Here is an 18,473-nt window from a genome sequence, read left to right on the forward strand (position 1 = left end):
GCTAGAAGGCCACGTTCAGACCGGCGGTGACGGCCTGGGCGCTCCACGACGACGATTGCAGGATCGTGCCTTCGACGAACAACGAAAACGTCGGACCAAAGGCGGCTGAGAGGCCCAGGCCGGCCTCGAGCATGTCGGCGGCCGGCTCCAGGCCCTCGACGCTGATGGGCGCGGAGCCGTAGTCACGGAAGGTCGCCTGGACCGTCCGGGCGTCGGCGTCAAAATTGTGCAGCCAGTTGACATAGCCGCCGGGGCTGAGCGTCGCCGCGCCGCAGGCCCAGTCGTAGGCCGCCCGCGCGCCCAGACGCGAGCCCAGGTAGTTCTCGCTGCGATCCTTGACCCGCAAGCTCATCAGCCCGGCTCCCGATTCGTCAAAGGCGTCTTCCCGCAGGTTGACGTACTCCAGCGAGGCCGTCGGGCCCACGCGCCAGCCGGCCAGCAGCCAGTCGTGGCCGCCGCCCAGGCGGGCCAGCCATGTCTGGCCGTCGAAGTCGGCGTTGGCCTTGACGCCCTGGCCGTCCAACCAACTCTGGCGCTTGGCGCTGTTGTCGTAAGCGCCGTAGCTGAAGGCCGCGTTGAGGTAAAAGGCCTCCAGATCGGCCGAAGCGTAGAGCCCGATGTTGAGCGCGCGTTGATCGCCTTCGTGGCCGGCCATGCTCCAGTCGATGTTGGTCACGCTGCTGGCCATGGCCAAGCCGGTGCTCAGCCAGGGCAAGACACGGCCGTCCACGCCGACGATGGCCCCACCGCTGCCCAGGCGATAGCCCAAGTGGCCGCTGTCACCGCTCTGGTTGGACCAGTCGCCCAGGGCCCGGGCCCAGGCCGACCAGCCACCGCCGGCCTGGCCGTTGGCGCTGAGCTCCTGGGAGGCGGCCTGGGTCGGGCCGGACGCGCCGGCCGCCTGGTTGGCGGCGCTGCGGGCCGTCAGCGAGCGCCACCACAGCATGCGATCGAAGGTGCGGGCCCCGCTCAGGCTGGCGGCGCTGAAGGCGTCGTACATCTCGGGATTGGCCGCCTCCAGCGTCTGGCGGATCTGGCTCAGGTCGTAGCTCCAGTCCATGGCCAGAAGCAACTGGGTCATTTGATCTTGCCGAGCCTGGGCCAGGGGCACGATGGCGTCCAGGGCCGCGCCCACGCCCTTTTGGCCCGGGGTGAGCGCCAGCGAGGCGAAGCTGACGCGCGCGATGTCCAGACTGACGCTATCGGCGTGGTAGACCGGCGTGAGGCTGACGGTCTGGGACGTGGGCAGGCCCTGCAGGCCCAGGAACGAGCCTTGCACCGCGCCGGCGCTGATGATCGTCCAGCTCTGGCCGTTGGTGTAGAGCGCCTGGGGCAGGCTGACCTGGGCATAGCCGTCGAGGTAGGCCACGCCGTTGTTGAGGATCCTGACCAGATCGCAGGCCCCGCTGGGGTCCAGCTCGATGAGCAGCACGCCATCGCTGGCGTTGTGGTAGTCGCCGATGACGGTCATGGTCCCGATGCTGTTGCCGGGCGAGAACCAGCCGTGGTTGACCACGTTGCCCAAGATGGCCCCGACGCCGCCCAGGAAGCCGCCGGGGTTGATCGTCACCAGGCGGCTATCCAACGTGCCGTTGATGAAGGCCGAGCCGCTGAGGGTGAACGTCGGCGCGCCGATGGTCTGGTCATCGGGCAGGGTGAGCCTGCCACGGATATAGAGGCTGCTGGTGAACTCCCAGTCGTTGATGAAGGTGGCGTTGCCCGTGCCGTCGTAGCTGATGCGCTCGAAATCGAAGAACTTGTCGGCGTCGAATACGCCCGAGCCGACCAGGGACAGCGAGTCCACGCCGCTCTGGCCGGAGACGCCGCTGCCCACCGAGCTGCCACCGGAATAGATCACGGTGTCGTCACCGTCGCCGGCCAGAACCCAACCGCCCACCGAGCCGCCCAGCAGGTGGATGACGTCGTCGCCGTCGCCGGACCAGATCGATTCACCCACGACGCCGTAGTTGAAGATCACGTTGCCAGTGCTGGTCGCGTTCCCGCCGCGGTCGTCGCTGCCGCGGATGGAGCCCTGCACCGTGCCGTAGTTGTAAATATGATTGCCGCCGCCGCTGGTGTCCATGCCGGCGTTGACGCCGCCGTAGACGCTGCCCAACACCGTCCCGTAGTTGGCGATGTAATTGTCGCCGCCGCTGGTGTTCGCGCCGTAGTTGAAGCTGCCGTGGATGCTGCCGCTCACCGTGCCGTAGTTGTAGATTTGGTTGTCGCCGCCGCTGGAGCCCACGCCGTCGTTGGCCGAGCCGTAGATGTCGGTGAGCACCAGGCCGCCGGCGTAGTTGTAGATGGTGTTTTCGCCGCCCGACGAACCGTCGCCGATGTTCCACGAGCCGTCGATGTAGTCGGCTTGGCCGGTGTTTTCGATGCTGTTTTCGCCACCGCTGGCGTTCGCGCCCTGGTTGTAGCTGCCCAGGATGGAGTCGCCCACCGCGCTGGTGTTGTAGATTTGGTTTTCGCCGCCGCTGGAGCCCGCGCCGACATTGGCGCTGCCGCAGAGGTTGTATGTGATCGAGCCGTGGTTGTAGAGAGTGTTGCCGCCGCCGGAGCTGTTGACGCCGGTGTTCCAACTGCCCTGCGCGTTGTAGGTCGTGCCCGCGTTGAGGACGAGGTTTTCGCCGCCCGAGGAGCCCGCGCCGGCGTTGGCGCTGCCCTCGATGGCGCTGGCCGAGCCGACGTTGAGGATGGAGTTGCCGCCGCCCTCGGAGCCGTCACCCTGGTTGTAGCTGCCCAGTATCGAACCAGCTACGTCGCCAGTGTTGTAGATGACGTTCGTGCCGCCCTCGGAGTTCGCGCCGATGTTGTGGCTGCCGGCCACGAAACTGTCGGCTTGGCCGTAATTGATGATGAAGTTTTGGCCGCCGCTGGCGCCCGCGCCGCTGTTGCGGCTGGCGACGATGTCCTGGCCGACCGTGCCAAGATTGTAAAGGACGTTTTGGCCGCCGCTGGCGCCCGCGCCTTGATTATTGCTGCCGACGAGCCTGCCGTCGATGGTCCCATCGTTCAACGCGCCGTTTCCGCTACCGCTGGTCCCGTTGGCCTCGTTGTTACTGCCGGCCACCGAACCGTGGATCACGCCCCGGTTGACAACGGAGTTTTCGCCGCCGCTGGTTCCGCTGGCCTCGTTGCTGCTGCCGGCCACCGAGCCCGTGATGGTCCCGGTATTGAAGATTTGGTTTTCACCGCCGCTGGAGTTCGCGCCCTGGTTGCACGTGCCGTAGACATCGCCGGCCACCGCGCCGTCCTCGCCGATCTCGATCATGTTGCCGCCGCCGCTGGAGCCGGCTCCGACGTTGTTGGAGCCGTAGAGGTCGTTGTCCACCGTGCCGAGGTTGGTGATGTAGTTGATGCCGCCGGTCGAGTCCGCGCCCACGTTGTTGGAGCCATAGACGTCGACGCCCACCGTGCCGCCAACGTTGATATGCACCTCGTTGTAGCCACCCTCGGAGTCGTCGCCGACGTTGTTGGAGCCGTAGATGAAACCGCAGGCCGAGCCGGAGTTGAGGATGGTGTTCTCGCCGCCGCTGGCGCCCCCGGTCGAGTTGTAGCTGCCGAAGATGTCGCCACCCACCGCGCCGGAGTTGGTGATGCTGTTTTGCCCGCCGGCGTCGCCGCTGGAGCTGTTTTGGCTGCCGCGGATATCGCCGCCGACCGCGCCGGAGTTGTCGATCTCGCCGCCGCCGTCGGAGCTAAGGGTCACGTCGCCGGTGACCACGCCATCGTTGGTGAGGTTGTCGGCCCCGCCCTGGGTCATGTCCACGTCGCCGGAAACCGTCGCGCCGTTGCTGTTGGTGTATTGGTCGTCGTCGGCCGTGCCCAGCCAGTCGCCCGCCCCGCCGTAATCGTTGGGATTGCCCGTGCCGGGGTTGGTGCCCACCGCCGCCATGGCTACATTCATGGGCGCGGCTAGGCTAACCAGCATAAACGCCAACATAATTATCACTTTTGCCTTCATGATTTTCCCTCGACGGCGTACGCGGCCCCGCAACCGGACCGCATATCAACCGACAACCGGCGCGGCATTTTTTTGTTTTGTGATTTCATGCGTGTATTATAAATAAGCTACTGACTGCAAGATCGATCCACGCTAGCAACCAAACAATCTTCTGTCAATTTAAACAGCTGGATATGCGACACATTTTTGAAATTTTGCGTAACACGCATTCATACTCCCGCCCTAATAAAAATCTGGGCGCGCGCCTGGCCGTTTTGGCGCTGGCCGCGCTCCTGGCCCTCGGCGGCTGCGCCGGCCCAAGCGTCAAGCCGGCAGACATCCAGTTGCCGCCACAAGAGGCCGCGCGCTACCTGGGCCGGCATTGGCGGCTGGATCCGGCGGCCCAGGCGCGGCTGACGAAGGATTTTTGGCGGCAATATTTCGCCTGTTGGCAAGACCCTCGGCCCGAGGAGGGCCTGGTGGCCATGGTCGACGAGTTTGCCGACAAAACGGCCCAGCCCGGCCTGGGCGAAAACCTGCTGCCCCGTGACCCGGCCTGGGTCGAGGCCCTGGAGGCCAACGCCGCCCTGGCCTCCTACCCCAACGCCGCCAGGCCCGGCCTGACCGTGGGCTGGCTCAACCTACGCGTGCTGCCCACCGACCGCCCATCGGTGGGCGAGGCCAACGCGCCCGGCGACCTGACCTTCGATCGCCTGCAACAATCGCTCTTGCCGCCCAACCTGCCGGTGTATGTCCACCACCAGAGCCGCGACGGAGCATGGCTTTTGGTCCAAACGCCCATCGCCTGGGGCTGGCTGCCATCCCGCCAGGTTGCCGCCGTCAGCCAGGCCCAGCAACGGCGTTGGCGCGCGGCTGGTTTCATGGCTTTCCTGGCCGACGACCAGCCCGTCAACGACCGCGACGGCCGCTTTTTGTTCATGGCCGGCCTGGGCTGCCTGTTGCCCGTGGCCGAAAACGGCCACGGCGCGCTGGCCGCCGTGGCCGACCAACACGGCAACGCGGTGATCGTCGAGGCCCACTTCGACCGCCGCTGGGCCACGCCCCATCCCCTGCCCCTGACCGCCGTCAACCTGGCCGCCGTCATCGACGGCCAACTGGGCCGACCCTATGGCTGGGGCGGCCTGTTCGGCAACCGCGACTGCTCGGCCACCCTGCAGGACGTCTTCCGCGTGTTTGGCCTGTGGCTGCCGCGCAACTCCGGCGATCAGGCCGAGACCGGACGCCGCCTGGGCTTGGCCGGCCAAAGCGCCGCGCGAAAGGAAGCCACGATCGTGGCGGAGGGGCTGCCGGGGCTGACGATACTCTGGATGCCCGGCCACGTCATGCTCTACCTGGGCGACGACAACGGCCGGCCGGTGGCCTTCCACAACGCCTGGAGCCTGCGCCTGCGCGACTTTTGGGGCAACCAGGGCCGGGCCATCCTGGGCCGGGCCCTGATCACCACCCTGCGGCCGGGCGATGATCTGCCCGATCTGGTAAAACCCGACGGCGTGCTGGTCAACCGCCTGGAGGCCATGACCCTCTTGGTCGAACCAAGCGACGTGCTGACCATCCGCTGAGCCGCCGAGCGCGCCGACCTCCCCCACGAAAAAACGCCACAATCTCGCTTCGGGTAGCCGTTGCTACAGCGGGTCCGTTGGCCGGGCCATATCCTGGAACCATGGTCGATCAACACGCGAACCAACGGTCAAAGGAGCGGTCATGCCGGCGCAAGTCATCGGTTTTTCGGGCAGCCCCATCAAAAACAGCAACACCGATCGCCTCGTTCAGGCGGTGCTGCGGGCCAGCGGCCTGGAGTGGGAATTCGTCAAGCTCAGCCAAAAAAACGTGCGGCCCTGCATCGCCTGTCTGGGTTGCGCGGCCGACAACGTCTGCAAGGTGGCCGATGATTTTCCGGCCCTGGCCCAAAAAGTGCGCGCTGCCGGGGCGCTGGTGGTTGGCGCTTATCCGCCCTATGGCTCCATGGACGGCTTTACCAAGGCCTTTCTGGAGCGGCTGTTCAGCCTGCGCCATCAAAATGGCCTCAACCGGGGCAAGCTGGCCGTGGTGGCGGTGACCGGCATCGGCCGGGGCGCGCCGGGGCTGGAGGAAGCCGCCCAGCAGGTCAGCCACGCTCTGACCCTGGAAGGCATGGAGGTGCTTGGCCAGATCAAGGCCGCCGGCAACCCGGAGTGCATGGTCTGTGGTTTTGGCCAAAGCTGCCCCATGAGCGCGCTGCCGTGGATTTTCGGCCAGGATCTGGCCGTGACGCCGGAGAAATTTCGCGCGGTGGAAAACGACGACGCCGCGTGGCGGGAGGCCGAGCGCCTGGGCCGGGAGATCGCCCGACGCCTGGGCCAAACGCGGGCCATGTGAACGCGGCCCCGGGCCGCATAGTCAGCAAAGGAGCGAGTCATGCCCAAGTGTGGAATCTGTGGCGGCGAGGCGCCCAAGCAGCCTTGCATCACCGAGGACGGCCGTTGCGACCTCTGCGGCCGCAAGGTCAAGCTGGCCGACGAAAAACCCGAACAGGCCGACAAAAAGGACTGATCCCGCCGGCTGAGCGACAAACCAGGCGGCCCGGCATGCGCCCGTCATCGCGCCGGGCCGCCGCCTTTTCATCTAGCCAAACACGCCGCCCCGGCCGGGGCCCGACCACTTGCGCAGCAAAACATAGATCGAGCCCTCGCCGCCGTCGTGGCCCAGGGCCGTGCAAAAGGCCAGCACCTGGCGACGCATGCGCTTGCGGGCCAGCCAACCGGGCAGGGCCTGCTTGAGCACCGGCACGCCGCCGGGCGAGGAAAGCCCCCGGCCGTGAACGATCAGCACGTGGCGCATGCCCTTGGCGGCGCTACGGGCCACGAAATCCTCGAGGGCGGCGGCGGCCTGATCCTGGCTCATGCCGTGCAGGTCCAGGTGGTCCTGAATGGGAAATGCCCCGCGGCGCATCTGCTCCATGAGGTCTTCGGCCACGCCGGGCTGGCGGCCCTCGATGAAGCCCGGCGACCAGCGCAGGTCGAACTCGGTCGCGCCAGCCACCAGATCGGCCAGGTGGGCCATGACCTCCAGGTCGTCATCGGGTGGCGGCGTCAAAGGCGGCGGTTGGCCGTCGCTCGGCCGCACGCGCTCGGCCCCGGCCAGGCGGGCCACGTCGGCCATGGCCTTGAAAAAGATGGTCTCGTCGGCTGGGTCGGGCTGATCGGACGGCGCGGCGGCATGGGCCTGGGCCGGTTGGGCGCTCGGTGGCGTGGCGACGCGTTTGAGGCTTTTTTTCAGTTCGGCAAAAGGCGTGTTGAAGCCTTGGCGCTTGCCGGCGACCTTGGGCGCTTGGCCGGATTTGTTTTGCTTTTGCTTGGCCATGGCCAAATTTTACAACAGATCGGCCCGGCGGCAAACCAAGGGCATACGTACCAATTTAAATGTCAATTATTGAAAAAATATCGCTATATCGCACAAGAAATCCTTGCCCGCGCCGCACGCGCCCGATGATCTTGGCCCGGCCCAGCCGCCGGGGCTCGACAATCGCCCTGGCCTGCATTAGCATAACCAAACCAAACCACGCGATAAATTCTGGCAAGGAGATTGCTCATGGCCCGGGTCGACGATTATAAGATGAGCTTTGACATGGCCGCCCAAAAGCTGGCCGACCAGGATTTCGGCCAACTGGCCCAACGCGCCGGCGCCACGGCCGAGGGCGACGGCCTGCGGCTGCATTACTACGGCCGGCCCGTGCGAGTGGGCAAAAGCCCCGTCAGCGTGGATCACCTCGACGACGGCCCGGAGATCCCCCTGGCCGAAAAGGCCCTGATCCTGCACTATCTGGTCAATGCCGACGGCACGGCCCCCACTGGCCAATGGATCACCTACCGCGAGGTGGAAAGCGGCGAGTTTTATTGGTCGGCCTTTGTCAAACGGGCCAAAGCGCCGCTGGTGAGTTTTTTTGGCGAGCGCCCCAAGCTGTTGGACCAACTGGCCCCACTGGTGGGCGGCGAAGGCCCCGGCCACAGCGGCGACGCCTCGGCCATCATTCGCGCCCTGCCCAACGCGCCGATAATGCTGGTCATATGGGAGGGCGACGACGAGTTCCCCGCCGACGGCAACGTGCTTTTCGACAGCAGCATCGAGCACTACTTCAGCACCGAGGACATCGCCCTGGCCGCCGGCCTGCCCATCTACAAAATGATGGCCCTGGCCCGCAACCAGCAATAAGCGCGTGCGAGGCGAGGCGATAGTGCTTATATAATTTAGGAATGACTATCGCAAAGGCGCTTGAACATGAGTGAACAGCATCAACACGGCCAGGGCTGCGGCTGCGGCCATCAGCACGGGGCCGCCGCCAGCCGAGACGACTGGCGAAACGCGCCCGCCGAGACCATCGTCTGCCACTGCCTGGGCCTGACCAAGGCCCAGATTGTCTCGGCCATCGAGCAGGGGGCCTTCACCGTGGCCTTGGTCAAGACCATGACCGGCGCGGGCCGGGGCAATGATTGCAAGCAAAAGCATCCCCTGGGCCATTCCTGCGAGGGCGACTTGCAGCGGTTGGTCGAGGCCTTTGGCCAACCGCCGGAGGGCTACGCCAGGGGCGGCGGCTGCGGTTGTCACTGAAAACCGGCGCCGGAAGGCGCATGCAAGCCAGAAAGGATCCGGGCATGAAACTAGCGGTTAGCGGCAAGGGCGGAGTGGGCAAGACGACGTTTTCGGCCATGTTGGCCCGCGCTTTCGCGGAAAAAGGACTGGAAGTCCTGGCCGTCGACGCCGATCCCGACGCCAACCTGGGCCAGGCCCTGGGCTTTCCCGATTACCAGACCATCACGCCGGTCAGCGAGATGAAAGAGCTGATCGACGAGCGAACCGAAAGCAAAAACAACAACTTCGGCACTTATTTCAAGCTCAATCCCAACGTGAGCGACCTGCCCGAAAAGCTCTCGGTGGCCCACGACGGCGTGCGACTGATGGTCATGGGCACGGTGAAAAAAGGCGGCGGCGGCTGCATCTGTCCGGCCTCGACCATGCTCAAGGTGCTGATGACCCACATGGTCCTGACCAGCCAACAGGTGCTGATCCTGGACATGGAGGCCGGCCTGGAGCACCTGGGCCGCGGCACCTCCCGCGGCGTGGACTTCCTCATCGTGGTGGTGGAGCCCGGCCGCCGCTCGGTGGACACCGCCCACACCATCAAAAAGCTGGCCGCCGACCTGGGCGTGCAAAAGATTCTCATCGTGGGCAACAAGATTCGTGGGCCCCAGGATGAGCAATACCTACGCGACGCCCTGGCCGGCTTCGAGTTCCTGGGCTTCATCAGCCACGATCAGGCCATCATCGAGGCCGACATGGCCAACAAGTGCCCGGCCCTGTTCGCCAAGACGGCCAAGGAACAGGTCGGGCGCATGGCCGATGAACTGCTGACCCGCGTGGCGCCCAAAAAATAGGTCGTTCAACCCGCCCGGCCGGGCCGCCGCGCCCGGCGCAGGGCGGCGCGCAAACGATCGGCCAGGCCGGCCGGCAACAAGCTGACCACAAACTGCGGCAAGCTGCCCAGGTCGCCACCGGCCAGAACCTGGGCCCGCCAAAGCTGGGCCCTGGCCCCGGCGTAATCGGCCTGGTTGAACATGTTCAGGCCGTAATGCCGGCGCACCCACAGCCGGGCCTGGCGGTAGCGCCGCGCCTCCCAGGCGTTTTGGGGCGGAAACAGGCGCTGGATGTCGTCCAGGCACGAAAGCTCCCCCAGCATCATCGCCGCCTCGTTGACCGACAAGCCTTCGGGCAGCAAACGACGCAACACCAAGTCCTCGGCCACGGCGGCGAATTTGGCCCGCCTGGCCGCTCGCAGCCAGAGGTGCTTGTCCTCGGCCCGCCAGCGACCCTCGTCAAAGCCGCCCAGCGCCGCGAACAACTCGCTTCTGATGACCGTCGCCGAGGTGGGGACGGGGTTTTGCCCCAGAATCTCGAAAAAACACCGGCCCCGGCAATAACGCCGAGGCACTGGCGGCGTCAGCGCGCCATCGGGCGTCTGGCCCCTGACCCCGGCATAGACCAAGCCCACGTCCACATCCTCAAACAACGGAACCTGCTTGGCCAGCTTTTCGGGCAGCCACAGGTCGTCGCTGTCCAGAAAAGCCAGCAGATCGCCCCTGGCCAGGCGGGCGGCGTGATTGCGCGCCGCCGATGGCCCGGCGTTGGCCTGCCTGGCCCAGCGCAAACGCGGGGCGTGGCGGCGGGCCAGGTCTTGGCAGACCACCGGCGTGTCGTCGTCGGAGCCGTCGTCAACGATGACGACCTCCAGCGACGGGTAGGTCTGGGTCAAAGCCGAATCCACCGCCGCGGCGATGAAGCGTTGGCGGTTATGCACGGGGATGATCACGCTGACCAGGGGCCTGGCGCTCAAGGCCGCCTCCCTCCGCAAGGGTTCGCGCGCACGGGCGCGGGGGGCCGCGCGCCGATCACGTCATCGCCCGCCCCTGGGCCGCCAAGCCAACGGCTGGCGGGCGTTTTGATGATAGCCGATTTTTGCCGTGGTCGCGGCGATTTTCCCGACGGCGCGCGGCTGGCGGACCTGGTTAGTCGGGCTGGGCGGCCAGATAGAACCTCAGGAAATCTTCTCGGCGTTGGGCTGGCAGATAGGGCATGACCAAGCTATAGACATGCAAAACGCCGCGTTCGAAATCAGCCTGGCTGACGTCGACGTCGCTTTTGCATGTTTGCAGATAGCGCACCCAGTTGGTGGCCACGATCCAGGTATTGAGCGTCAGTGAGTCCAACTCCCATTGATGTTCGGGCTGGTTCATCTGGCCGGCCTGGATCAGGCGGCGATAAAGCGCCATCGTCGTGGAGACGGTGTGGGCCCGCATGGCCAGAAACAGACGCCGCAATTCCGGGTCGTTGTGCAGCAGGGCCACCAGATCGGCGTAGAAAAAGCGATACTTCCACACCACACGCATGGATCCCAACAGGTAGGCGCTGGAGGCCTCGGTGGAGAGGTCGCTGGGGATCTCTTTCATCACCTCGGCCATGTCGGCGCGGATCATCTCGAAGATGGCCCTGATGATGTCCTGCTTGTTTTTGAAATGATAGTAGAGGTTGCCTGGGCTGATGCCCAGTTTTTGGGCGATGCGGTTGGTGCCCACCGCCGCCGCGCCATGGGCGTTGAACAGCTCCAGGGCCGTATCGATGATCTTTTGCCTGTTGTTCATGGACGCTCGGCGTTTCCGGGTGAGCCACGACCGCGTCGCGGCCGGGCCGCACTTTGTCTAATCATGATTATACCCCAGGACCAGGCCCCGGACCACGCCGACGCGGGCGCGATCCGGGGCCAGGACGGCTGCTACTTGAACATCTCCAGAAACATCATCAGCTTCATGGGATCGCCCTCGACCTTGGCGTACTCGGGCGAAAGGGCCTTTTTGGCCTTGATTTTGCCAGCCATGAACTCCTTGAAGGCGTTGGAGTCCATGGTCAGCACCACGTCGGGCTTGGCGGATGGGCGTTGACGAATCTCGACCACGCCCCGCCGCAGATGGGCGCTGTAATCGGCCTTGAGGTCGGGAAAGCTGAAGACGACCAGAATGTCGCTTTCGGCCGATTTTTGCGGATCGAGGTTGACCATCATCGTCTCGAAAACGCGGGCGATGGGCACCGCGCGAATCACCTCCGACGCCACCTTTTTCTTGTCGGCCTTGGGGATGGTCAGGCCGCCTTCGGTCTCCAGAGCGCAGGTCAACAGATAATTGCGGGCGTTGGCGTTGACGCCGCCGGTCACCAGGGCCTTGATGGCCTTGACTTTCAGGGCGCGGGCCTGGGCGTTTTCCGGCTGAAGCTGCAACACGTCGTCGCCGAGTTCCAGGGCCCATTGAGCCTGGCCTTTGTCCAGGGCCTTTTGGGCGGCGGCCAGGAGTTTGTCGGGGCCACCGGCCAGTTCGGCCATCAACGCGGCCTGCTCGGGCAGCGGCAAGGGGAACAAATCCCTGGCCTTGCCCGAATACCAGCCCATGTAGCCGTCATAGATGCTGCGCACCGACCAGGGCACCATGCCATAGTATTCGATCAGATATGGATCCTCGGCCAGGTGCTTGGGCAATTTGACCTCGGCGGCGATCTGGCCGGCGCTCTTGTCTTGGTTGATGCCGCGCACGGTCTGGTCGTGGACAAACTGGATGGCGTCGCGGTAGTTGGTCAGGCTCTTGTAAATTTCATCGGCGCCCTTCAGCGGCAAGGTGTGGCCCAACACCAGATACTCCGGCCGCAGATCGCGGGCCTTGTCCAGGCTGGCCACCCACTTGGTCACGTCGCGGTAGCTGGTGCCGCGGATGGTGTAGAGGTTGGGAAAAGTCTTGTAGAAATTGTCACCGATAAAAAGCGCTTTCTTGTCGGGCAGCCAGATGTTGATCTGGTCGTCGGTCTCGCCCGGCGCGTGGAACAGAAGCATCTTGACGCCGGCGACCTCCAGCTCCAGTTTGTCGTCGAAGGTCTTGGTGGGGCGCAGCAGGCCGATGGTCATGCCCGGCTTGTAGCCCAGGTGGGGCCCGATGCCGCTGTTGATGTGATAGCCGGCCGGCAAAAGCGGCCCGAACATGCGCATGGCCCGCGTGCTGGTGGCCGGGCTGATGGTGTTCAAGAAGCGGTCGAGAAAATAGTTGGTGCTGGAGTGGGACACCACCAGCGGCTCGCCGCCGGCGGCAAAGGCGGCCGCGCCAAAAACATGATCGGGATGATTGTGGGTGTAGATGATGGCCTTGACCGGCTGGTCCGAAAGCTTGGCAAAGGCCTCGCGGACCGGCAGGGCCTCCTCGACGCTCTCCATGGTGTCGACGATGATGTTGCCGCCGTCACCGACGATCAGGGCGCTGTTGGCCAGGCCGTAACCCACGGCCACGTAGACGCCGTCGGTGAGCTTGATCACTTCCTTGGGAAAGTCCTTGTTGTGCTCGATCAAACGCGGGTCCGGCGGCGCGTCGCCTGGCGGTTGAGTGGCCAGGGCCGGCGCGGCCAACAACAGGCAGATCAGCAACAAACAAAGCCGTTTAAGCATGCGCATGACTCCATCTCTCTTTCGCGGCGGTGCAAAAAACGTCGCCCGGCACACGGGCTGACGTGTTGGTTGAAAAATAGTGTCTAGTATCTCTAGTCTATTTTTCAACCAAAAAAACGTCGTTTACACCAACGACGGCGGCGCGGCGGATGGGCCAGCGTTCAGCGCGGCTCGGTCAAAGGCCCCAAACGGGCCGCGTCGCCCACTTGCAGGCCCAGTCGCCGGCAGAGCCCGGCCGGCAGCTCCAGCACGAAATCCACCGGCTCGTCGCTGACGATCGAGCCCTCGGGCGCCTCGGGGCCCACGTCGCGCAGAATCCGCACCACGCGGCCGTCACGGCAAAAGACGAAATCCAGCGCGAAACGCATGCCGTCCATGCGCATGCTCATCATCCGCGGCGGATCGTTGATGAAAACCATGCCCCGGCCCGGGGCCAAGCCATCGCGGCCGCTCAGGCCCCGCCAACGATCTTGGTCGCTTTGCGGGGCCTCGGCCACCAGGCGCGCCGAGCCGATGAGCACCTCCACCGTGGGCAACTCCTGGGCGGCCGTGGTCGCGCAACCAGCGGCCACGGCGACGAGCAGCGCCAGCAAGGCCGGCAAGCAGGCGTGAATTTTCGAGGATAATCGGGCCGCCCCCCGGCCGCGCGCGAACGTGGGCATGCTCAGATGGCCAGGTTTTCTTCGCGCATGCGCGCGACGATCCAGGTTCCGCCGTGGGCCACGTGCTCGCGGGCCAGCTTGGCGGCCAGCGCGGGCGAGCCCTCGCGGATGGCCATGTAAATGGCCCGGTGCTCGTCGCAGGACCACGAGCCGGCGGCCATATTGGAGATCAGCGCCCGCGAGATGCGCTCGACCGTCACCTCCAGTTCGCCCAGTTGGCGCGAAAGCAGCGTGGAGTCGGCGGCCTGGTGCAGCAGATGATGAAACTGGCTGTTGAGGGCCACCAGGCGCTCTTCGTCCTTGTCGGCCAGGGCTTGCTCGAACTCGTCAAGGTTGCGCTCGAGCACGGCGCGCAGCTCCGGCCCACAACGCGACGCCGCCCGCTCGGCGGCGTAGGCCTCCAACACCGCTCGCAGACCCTCGGCGTCCTCGACCTCCTCGGGCGTCAGCGGCCGCACTTCGTAGCCGCCCCGCGAGCGCTTGCACAACAACTCCTCCTGGGCCAGGCGATGCAGGGCCTCGCGCACCGGCGTGCGGCTGATGCCCAGACCCTCGGCCAGGCGCTGCTCCACCAGGCGCTGGCCCACGCGCAATTTGCCCTCGATGACCATGCGCCGCAAAAGGTCGGTCATCTGTTGGCCAAGGTTGCGCCTGCTCAGGCCCGCGTCCAGGGCCAGTTCGTCAAATCCGCTCTCGAAGTCGATCTCGTTTGCCATCGCCGCAGGCCATCCTCCGCCAAACCGCCCCTCGGGCCGCCGCAACGGCCCTGGTATAGTATACAATGTACGAGATGATAACCGCCCGACAAGGGGGTGTCAAGTCACGGGCCAAGGCGTGCGAGGGCGTTGGCGGCGACCACGCCGACGGTGGTTGAATCCAGGTGGCCATCTTCGAAGATGTGGCACGGCCCGTCGTCGGCCAACAGGCCGCGCAACGCCTCGGCCGCGGCGGGATCGGCCAAGAAACCCAGCGCCCAGGCCGCGCAACCTCGCGTCTGGGCCTCCGGCGCGATCAGCAGCGCCGTCAAGTGCTCGGTCGCGCCGCGCTGGGTGACCAACGCCGGCCAGGCCTGGGCCAAACGACCCAAACCCCAGGCCACGCCGGCCTGCAACGGCGGGAACTCCAGATAATTGCCTTGGGGCCAGATGAGCGATATCAGCAGGTTGACGAACTCCTGGGCCAAGCGACGGTCGCGGGCCATGATCTCGCCCAAGGCCTCGGGCGCGCCCCAGGGCACGGCCCCGGATTCTTCGTTCAGGCTCCACAACAAACGGCGCATCAGTTCGCGGCCGGCGTCCAAATCAGCGGCGGCCAGGCCCTCGGCCACTTGGCCCAGGGCGCTGACCGCCTGCATGCGCGTGCAATAATCAGCTTCGGCGACCAGCCCCAGCAAGAGCGTCGCCGCCCGCTTGGCCGAACCCCCGGCCAGATGATCCAACACCACCGCCGTTTGGCCGGCGGCCAGCCAGTCGCGCAAAAGCCGCTTTTCGGCCGCCTTGCCCGACAAGGCCGCTCAGCCGCCCACCCGCTGGCGCACGGCCTGGCCGACCTTTTGGCCCAGCTCCACGCATTTGCGTAGCGCCGCGTGATCGGGCACGTATTGATGCCGCAGGCTATCGGCCACCTGCTCGATCTTGGCCTGATCCATCATCGCGCCAACGTCCTTGACCGCCTCGCCCGACCAGCCGAAAGACCCGAAGGCCGCGCCGATCTTGTTCAGCGGCCGCAGGCCCTTGATGTAGGTCAGCACGTCGGCCATGCGCGGCAGCATGTTGTTGTTGAGCGTGGCCGAGCCAAAAACCAACGCCGCGGCGTCTAGCATCTCGGTGACGATGTCGGAACGGTGCCAGTTGGCCAGGTGCATCAGCTTGACGCTGACGCCCTCGTCCTGGATGCCGCCGGCCACGGCCTTGGCCATCATCTCGGTGCTGTGCCACATGGTGTCGTAGACCACCAGGGCCTTGGCGATCTGTTCCTGGCGGCTCCAGCGGTCGTAGGCGGCCAGGATCTTGCCGGGGTCGCCGCGCCAGATCACGCCGTGGTCGGGGGCGATCGTGTCGATATCCAAGCCCATGTCCTTGATCTGGACCAGGAGCTTTTCGATCAGCGGGGTGTAGGGCAGCAGAATGTTGGCGAAATACTTGGCCGCGTGCTGCATCAGCTCGCCCTGGTCGACCATGTCGTCAAAGCGCTCGCTGGTGGCCCAGTGCAGGCCAAAGGCGTCGGAGCTGATCAAAAGCTTTTCCTGGGGAATGTAGCTGAACATGCTGTCGGGCCAATGCAGCATGCGCGTTTCCAGGAAATTGACCTGGCGCGCGCCCAGGTCGATGGAGTCGCCGCTGCCCACGGCCACCAGCGGCCAGCCGTCGTTGTGAAAATGGGCCTTGATGGCCTTTTCGCCCATTTTGGAGCAAAAGACCTTCTCGGGATTGGTGTATTCGATCACTTCCTTGATCGAACCAGAGTGGTCCATCTCCACGTGGTTGACCACGATGTAGTCGATCTTCTTGGGGTCGACGATCTCGTGGACGCGGTGCAGCAGATCGCCGCTGAAGCCCTTTTTGACGATGTCGAACAGGGTGATCTTTTCATCGACGACGAGGTAGGAGTTGTAGGTGCTGCCGCGCTCGGTGGAGTAGCCGTGGAAATCGCGGATGTCCCAGTCCACCGCGCCAACCCAATAAACGCCTTTTTTCAGCTCGATGGGCTTCATGATGCTCCTTGGTTGTTTCTTGGGGCGGATGGCCACGTGGAGAAACGCCGACCGCCCGGAAGCCTGGCTGGCCCCGGGGCGGTCGGCCGTGGCGTTTGTTTTTAGGCTTGGGCCTCGAACTGGTCCTTGGAGGCGCCGCAGACCGGGCAACTCCAGTCGGCCGGCAGATCCTCGAAGGCCGTGCCGGGAGCCACGCCGTTATCGGGGTCGCCCTTGGCCGGATCGTATTCGTAACCGCAGACTCCGCAAACGTACTTTTTCATCACAAATCTCCAGAGAGTGAACCCAGCGGCCCAGGCGACGGGCCGGTTGCTAGTTTTCGGCTTTCCAGTGGCCGTGGATGTTGCAGTATTCGCGGGCCACGACCTTGGCGGCCTCGATCAGGAACACGGCCTCGGGGGCCTGGCCCGGCTTGAGGAACTGGGTGTAGCACTTATCATCGGCCAACAGCTCGATCCACTGGATGTAGTGCTTTTCCTCCATGGGATGAGCCACCGCGCCGACCTTGACCTTGTAGCCGCCGTCAATCTTCTCGATGACCGGCACGTGCTTTTCCTTGGCCGCATCGACGGTGTTTTCGCTCATCAACTTCATGTCCTGGTTGCAACAGACCAGTTCGCCAATCCCGCCGTTGAGAACCTCGACGATGTTTCCGCAAACCTCACATTTGTAAACTTGAAGCCTCTCGGGCATGGCCGCTCTCCTTCATAAAAGGTTTAAGATAAGCTGACAACCGCGCGGTGTGGCTACCAGTTTTCGCACTTGAGCTCAAAATGGGCCTTGGGGTGAGCGCAGGCCGGACACAGGTCGGGCGCTTCGGTTCCCTCGTGCAGATAGCCACAGTTGCGGCAACGCCAGGTGGTGGGCTCCTCGCGCTTGAACACACGGCCGGCCTCGATGTTGGCGGCCAGGGCCCGATAACGTTTCTCGTGGAAGCGTTCGGCCACCGAAACGCGCTCGAAGACCTCGGCGATCACGTCGAAGCCCTCCTGGCGGGCCACCTTGGCGAAGCCGGGATACATGTCGGCCTGCTCGTGATGCTCGCCCTCGGCGGCGGCCAGCAGATTTTCCAGGGTGTTGCCGATCACGCCGGCCGGGAAGGCCGCGGTGACCTCAACGTCGCCGCCCTCCAAAAACTTGAAAAAGCGTTTGGCGTGCTCTTTCTCTTGGTCGGCGGTCTCGGCGAAAATGTCGGCGATCTGCACGTAGCCCTCTTTGCGGGCCTGGGCGGCGAAATAATTGTAACGGTTACGCGCCTGGGATTCCCCGGCGAAAGAAATAAGCAGGTTCTTTTCGGTCTGGGTGCCTTTGAGACTGGCCATTTCCACGTCCTCCCGATACTCCAAAAGACAACTTGAATCCGGTCGCGGTCAGTTTCCCAACTCGGCTTTGCCGGCGTCGGTGATTACATATTTGCAGCGCACGGGGCTTTCCACAAACCCTTTCTTCTTCAGCGCGCCGACCTGACAACTGACCTGTTTGCTGTCCAAACCGGTTATCTCGGCGATTTCCTTACCAGAAAACGGCCCATCGCCACTACCTAGAGCTTGTAGGATTTTATTTGCGGCATCGCTGGCCATCGCATCAACTCCCGTTGGCGATCAGGTTTCGCCTCTGTCAATGTCGTGACTTTTTGTCCTGGCAGGCCGGGCACAAACCCACGAACTCCACCCGATGGCCGGTGATCTGAAAATCGCTCTGGCGGTTGGCTTCCAGCTCCAGTTGGCTGGACAAAGCCATCTCCAGATCGGCCACCGCCCCGCAGCCAAGGCAGCGCACGTGATAGTGATCCGACGTGTCGCCGTCGAAACGCATCTCCACGCCAGCCACGTCGATTTTCTGGATATGCCCGGTCCGCGAGAGAATTTCCAGATTGCGATAGACCGTGCCCAGGCTTATCCTAGGCAAGCGTCGGCGCACGATCTCGCACAGCTCACCCGCTGTCGGATGAGATTTGAGCCTTTTCAACTCGTCCAGGATGACTTGGCGCTGGGTGGTCATCCTGAGTTTTTGCGCTTGTTGCATCATTGTGGGCTCCCCGTCTGCCTGTTAGTAACAATTACTAACAACAAAAAGCGCGGCGGTCAAGGGCAAATCAGATTTTTTTCATACAGAGTAAGTGAG

General features: G+C 64.5%; 20 protein-coding genes. 6 read left to right on the forward strand and 14 right to left on the reverse strand.

Annotated elements, in window-relative coordinates; all coding sequences use genetic code 11:
• Position 1 precedes the first annotated feature (1 nt).
• A complete protein-coding gene (locus DEBA_RS10160) occupies positions 2 to 3,913 on the reverse strand; it encodes an autotransporter domain-containing protein (RefSeq protein ID WP_148227840.1) in 3,912 nt (1,303 codons plus the stop codon).
• Between the two features lie 230 nt (positions 3,914 to 4,143).
• Here DEBA_RS10160 and DEBA_RS10165 point away from each other — a divergent pair, with 230 nt between their 5' ends.
• The 3 genes from DEBA_RS10165 to DEBA_RS18915 all read left to right on the forward strand — a co-directional run bounded on the left by DEBA_RS10165 (position 4,144) and on the right by DEBA_RS18915 (position 6,499).
• Positions 4,144 to 5,529, forward strand: a complete 1,386-nt coding sequence (locus DEBA_RS10165) for an SH3 domain-containing C40 family peptidase (RefSeq protein WP_013258841.1) — start codon at positions 4,144 to 4,146, stop codon at positions 5,527 to 5,529.
• Between the two features lie 142 nt (positions 5,530 to 5,671).
• Positions 5,672 to 6,325, forward strand: coding sequence for a flavodoxin family protein (locus DEBA_RS10170; RefSeq protein ID WP_013258842.1), 654 nt, complete (start codon positions 5,672 to 5,674; stop codon positions 6,323 to 6,325).
• A 39-nt stretch (positions 6,326 to 6,364) separates the two neighbouring features.
• Positions 6,365 to 6,499: a hypothetical protein gene (locus DEBA_RS18915; RefSeq protein ID WP_013258843.1), complete on the forward strand. Its 135-nt coding sequence runs from the start codon at positions 6,365 to 6,367 to the stop codon at positions 6,497 to 6,499.
• Between the two features lie 72 nt (positions 6,500 to 6,571).
• Here DEBA_RS18915 and DEBA_RS10175 read toward each other — a convergent pair whose 3' ends face one another.
• Positions 6,572 to 7,309: a Smr/MutS family protein gene (locus DEBA_RS10175; protein ID WP_013258844.1), complete on the reverse strand. Its 738-nt coding sequence runs from the start codon at positions 7,307 to 7,309 to the stop codon at positions 6,572 to 6,574.
• Positions 7,310 to 7,537: 228 nt separating this feature from the next.
• Between DEBA_RS10175 and DEBA_RS10180 the strand changes: the two genes are divergently transcribed.
• The 3 genes from DEBA_RS10180 (at position 7,538) to DEBA_RS10190 (ending at position 9,378) form a co-directional block, all read left to right on the forward strand.
• On the forward strand, positions 7,538 to 8,158 hold the full coding sequence (locus DEBA_RS10180; RefSeq protein ID WP_013258845.1) for a DUF3786 domain-containing protein: 621 nt from the start codon (positions 7,538 to 7,540) through the stop codon (positions 8,156 to 8,158).
• 66 nt (positions 8,159 to 8,224) lie between these two features.
• Positions 8,225 to 8,554 (forward strand): (2Fe-2S)-binding protein, encoded by a 330-nt coding sequence (locus tag DEBA_RS10185; protein WP_013258846.1) that lies wholly within the window; start codon positions 8,225 to 8,227, stop codon positions 8,552 to 8,554.
• 44 nt (positions 8,555 to 8,598) lie between these two features.
• A complete protein-coding gene (locus tag DEBA_RS10190) occupies positions 8,599 to 9,378 on the forward strand; it encodes an ATP-binding protein (protein ID WP_013258847.1) in 780 nt (259 codons plus the stop codon).
• 5 nt (positions 9,379 to 9,383) lie between these two features.
• On the opposite strand, the gene DEBA_RS17090 is transcribed toward DEBA_RS10190, so the two are convergent.
• The 12 genes from DEBA_RS17090 to DEBA_RS10245 all read right to left on the reverse strand — a co-directional run bounded on the left by DEBA_RS17090 (position 9,384) and on the right by DEBA_RS10245 (position 18,377).
• Positions 9,384 to 10,334, reverse strand: coding sequence for a glycosyltransferase family 2 protein (locus DEBA_RS17090; protein ID WP_013258848.1), 951 nt, complete (start codon positions 10,332 to 10,334; stop codon positions 9,384 to 9,386).
• Positions 10,335 to 10,506: 172 nt separating this feature from the next.
• Positions 10,507 to 11,139 carry a TetR/AcrR family transcriptional regulator gene (locus DEBA_RS10200; RefSeq protein WP_013258849.1) on the reverse strand — a complete coding sequence of 211 codons (633 nt, stop codon included), beginning with the start codon at positions 11,137 to 11,139 and terminating at the stop codon, positions 10,507 to 10,509.
• A gap of 131 nt (positions 11,140 to 11,270) precedes the next feature.
• Complete coding sequence (locus tag DEBA_RS10205; protein ID WP_013258850.1) at positions 11,271 to 12,974, reverse strand: alkyl/aryl-sulfatase; 1,704 nt, start codon at positions 12,972 to 12,974, stop codon at positions 11,271 to 11,273.
• 161 nt (positions 12,975 to 13,135) lie between these two features.
• Positions 13,136 to 13,636 carry a DUF192 domain-containing protein gene (locus DEBA_RS10210; protein WP_013258851.1) on the reverse strand — a complete coding sequence of 167 codons (501 nt, stop codon included), beginning with the start codon at positions 13,634 to 13,636 and terminating at the stop codon, positions 13,136 to 13,138.
• Positions 13,637 to 13,638: 2 nt separating this feature from the next.
• Positions 13,639 to 14,352: a GntR family transcriptional regulator gene (locus DEBA_RS10215; protein ID WP_013258852.1), complete on the reverse strand. Its 714-nt coding sequence runs from the start codon at positions 14,350 to 14,352 to the stop codon at positions 13,639 to 13,641.
• Positions 14,353 to 14,456: 104 nt separating this feature from the next.
• The gene (locus DEBA_RS10220) at positions 14,457 to 15,143 is read right to left on the reverse strand and encodes a DVU0298 family protein (RefSeq protein WP_013258853.1); all 687 of its coding nucleotides are present in this window, start codon (positions 15,141 to 15,143) and stop codon (positions 14,457 to 14,459) included.
• A gap of 6 nt (positions 15,144 to 15,149) precedes the next feature.
• Positions 15,150 to 16,349 (reverse strand): FprA family A-type flavoprotein, encoded by a 1,200-nt coding sequence (locus DEBA_RS10225; protein WP_013258854.1) that lies wholly within the window; start codon positions 16,347 to 16,349, stop codon positions 15,150 to 15,152.
• Positions 16,350 to 16,450: 101 nt separating this feature from the next.
• Complete coding sequence (gene rd / locus DEBA_RS10230) at positions 16,451 to 16,612, reverse strand: rubredoxin (RefSeq protein ID WP_013258855.1); 162 nt, start codon at positions 16,610 to 16,612, stop codon at positions 16,451 to 16,453.
• A 49-nt stretch (positions 16,613 to 16,661) separates the two neighbouring features.
• A complete protein-coding gene (locus tag DEBA_RS10235; protein ID WP_013258856.1) occupies positions 16,662 to 17,042 on the reverse strand; it encodes a desulfoferrodoxin in 381 nt (126 codons plus the stop codon).
• Positions 17,043 to 17,095: 53 nt separating this feature from the next.
• Positions 17,096 to 17,671: a rubrerythrin gene (rbr, locus tag DEBA_RS10240; RefSeq protein ID WP_013258857.1), complete on the reverse strand. Its 576-nt coding sequence runs from the start codon at positions 17,669 to 17,671 to the stop codon at positions 17,096 to 17,098.
• 48 nt (positions 17,672 to 17,719) lie between these two features.
• Positions 17,720 to 17,929, reverse strand: coding sequence for a helix-turn-helix domain-containing protein (locus tag DEBA_RS18140; RefSeq protein WP_013258858.1), 210 nt, complete (start codon positions 17,927 to 17,929; stop codon positions 17,720 to 17,722).
• Positions 17,930 to 17,966: 37 nt separating this feature from the next.
• The gene (locus DEBA_RS10245) at positions 17,967 to 18,377 is read right to left on the reverse strand and encodes a Fur family transcriptional regulator (protein WP_013258859.1); all 411 of its coding nucleotides are present in this window, start codon (positions 18,375 to 18,377) and stop codon (positions 17,967 to 17,969) included.
• Between the last annotated feature and the right edge of the window lie 96 nt (positions 18,378 to 18,473).

The organism is Desulfarculus baarsii DSM 2075 (genome assembly GCF_000143965.1).
Lineage (GTDB): Bacteria > Desulfobacterota > Desulfarculia > Desulfarculales > Desulfarculaceae > Desulfarculus > Desulfarculus baarsii.

Excerpts from the sequence above, each read along its gene's own strand:
- DEBA_RS18915 (WP_013258843.1), top strand. The coding sequence starts at position 6,365 with ATGCCCAAGTGTGGAATCTGTGGCGGCGAGGCGCCCAAGCAGCCTTGC.
- DEBA_RS10225 (WP_013258854.1), bottom strand. The coding sequence starts at position 16,349 with ATGAAGCCCATCGAGCTGAAAAAAGGCGTTTATTGGGTTGGCGCGGTG.
- rbr (WP_013258857.1), bottom strand. The coding sequence starts at position 17,671 with ATGGCCAGTCTCAAAGGCACCCAGACCGAAAAGAACCTGCTTATTTCT.
- DEBA_RS10205 (WP_013258850.1), bottom strand. The coding sequence starts at position 12,974 with ATGCTTAAACGGCTTTGTTTGTTGCTGATCTGCCTGTTGTTGGCCGCG.
- DEBA_RS10210 (WP_013258851.1), bottom strand. The coding sequence starts at position 13,636 with ATGCCCACGTTCGCGCGCGGCCGGGGGGCGGCCCGATTATCCTCGAAA.
- DEBA_RS10165 (WP_013258841.1), top strand. The coding sequence starts at position 4,144 with ATGCGACACATTTTTGAAATTTTGCGTAACACGCATTCATACTCCCGC.
- DEBA_RS10170 (WP_013258842.1), top strand. The coding sequence starts at position 5,672 with ATGCCGGCGCAAGTCATCGGTTTTTCGGGCAGCCCCATCAAAAACAGC.
- DEBA_RS18140 (WP_013258858.1), bottom strand. The coding sequence starts at position 17,929 with ATGGCCAGCGATGCCGCAAATAAAATCCTACAAGCTCTAGGTAGTGGC.
- DEBA_RS10190 (WP_013258847.1), top strand. The coding sequence starts at position 8,599 with ATGAAACTAGCGGTTAGCGGCAAGGGCGGAGTGGGCAAGACGACGTTT.
- DEBA_RS10175 (WP_013258844.1), bottom strand. The coding sequence starts at position 7,309 with ATGGCCAAGCAAAAGCAAAACAAATCCGGCCAAGCGCCCAAGGTCGCC.
- rd (WP_013258855.1), bottom strand. The coding sequence starts at position 16,612 with ATGAAAAAGTACGTTTGCGGAGTCTGCGGTTACGAATACGATCCGGCC.
- DEBA_RS10180 (WP_013258845.1), top strand. The coding sequence starts at position 7,538 with ATGGCCCGGGTCGACGATTATAAGATGAGCTTTGACATGGCCGCCCAA.
- DEBA_RS10185 (WP_013258846.1), top strand. The coding sequence starts at position 8,225 with ATGAGTGAACAGCATCAACACGGCCAGGGCTGCGGCTGCGGCCATCAG.
- DEBA_RS10245 (WP_013258859.1), bottom strand. The coding sequence starts at position 18,377 with ATGATGCAACAAGCGCAAAAACTCAGGATGACCACCCAGCGCCAAGTC.
- DEBA_RS10160 (WP_148227840.1), bottom strand. The coding sequence starts at position 3,913 with ATGAATGTAGCCATGGCGGCGGTGGGCACCAACCCCGGCACGGGCAAT.
- DEBA_RS10215 (WP_013258852.1), bottom strand. The coding sequence starts at position 14,352 with ATGGCAAACGAGATCGACTTCGAGAGCGGATTTGACGAACTGGCCCTG.
- DEBA_RS10235 (WP_013258856.1), bottom strand. The coding sequence starts at position 17,042 with ATGCCCGAGAGGCTTCAAGTTTACAAATGTGAGGTTTGCGGAAACATC.
- DEBA_RS10200 (WP_013258849.1), bottom strand. The coding sequence starts at position 11,139 with ATGAACAACAGGCAAAAGATCATCGATACGGCCCTGGAGCTGTTCAAC.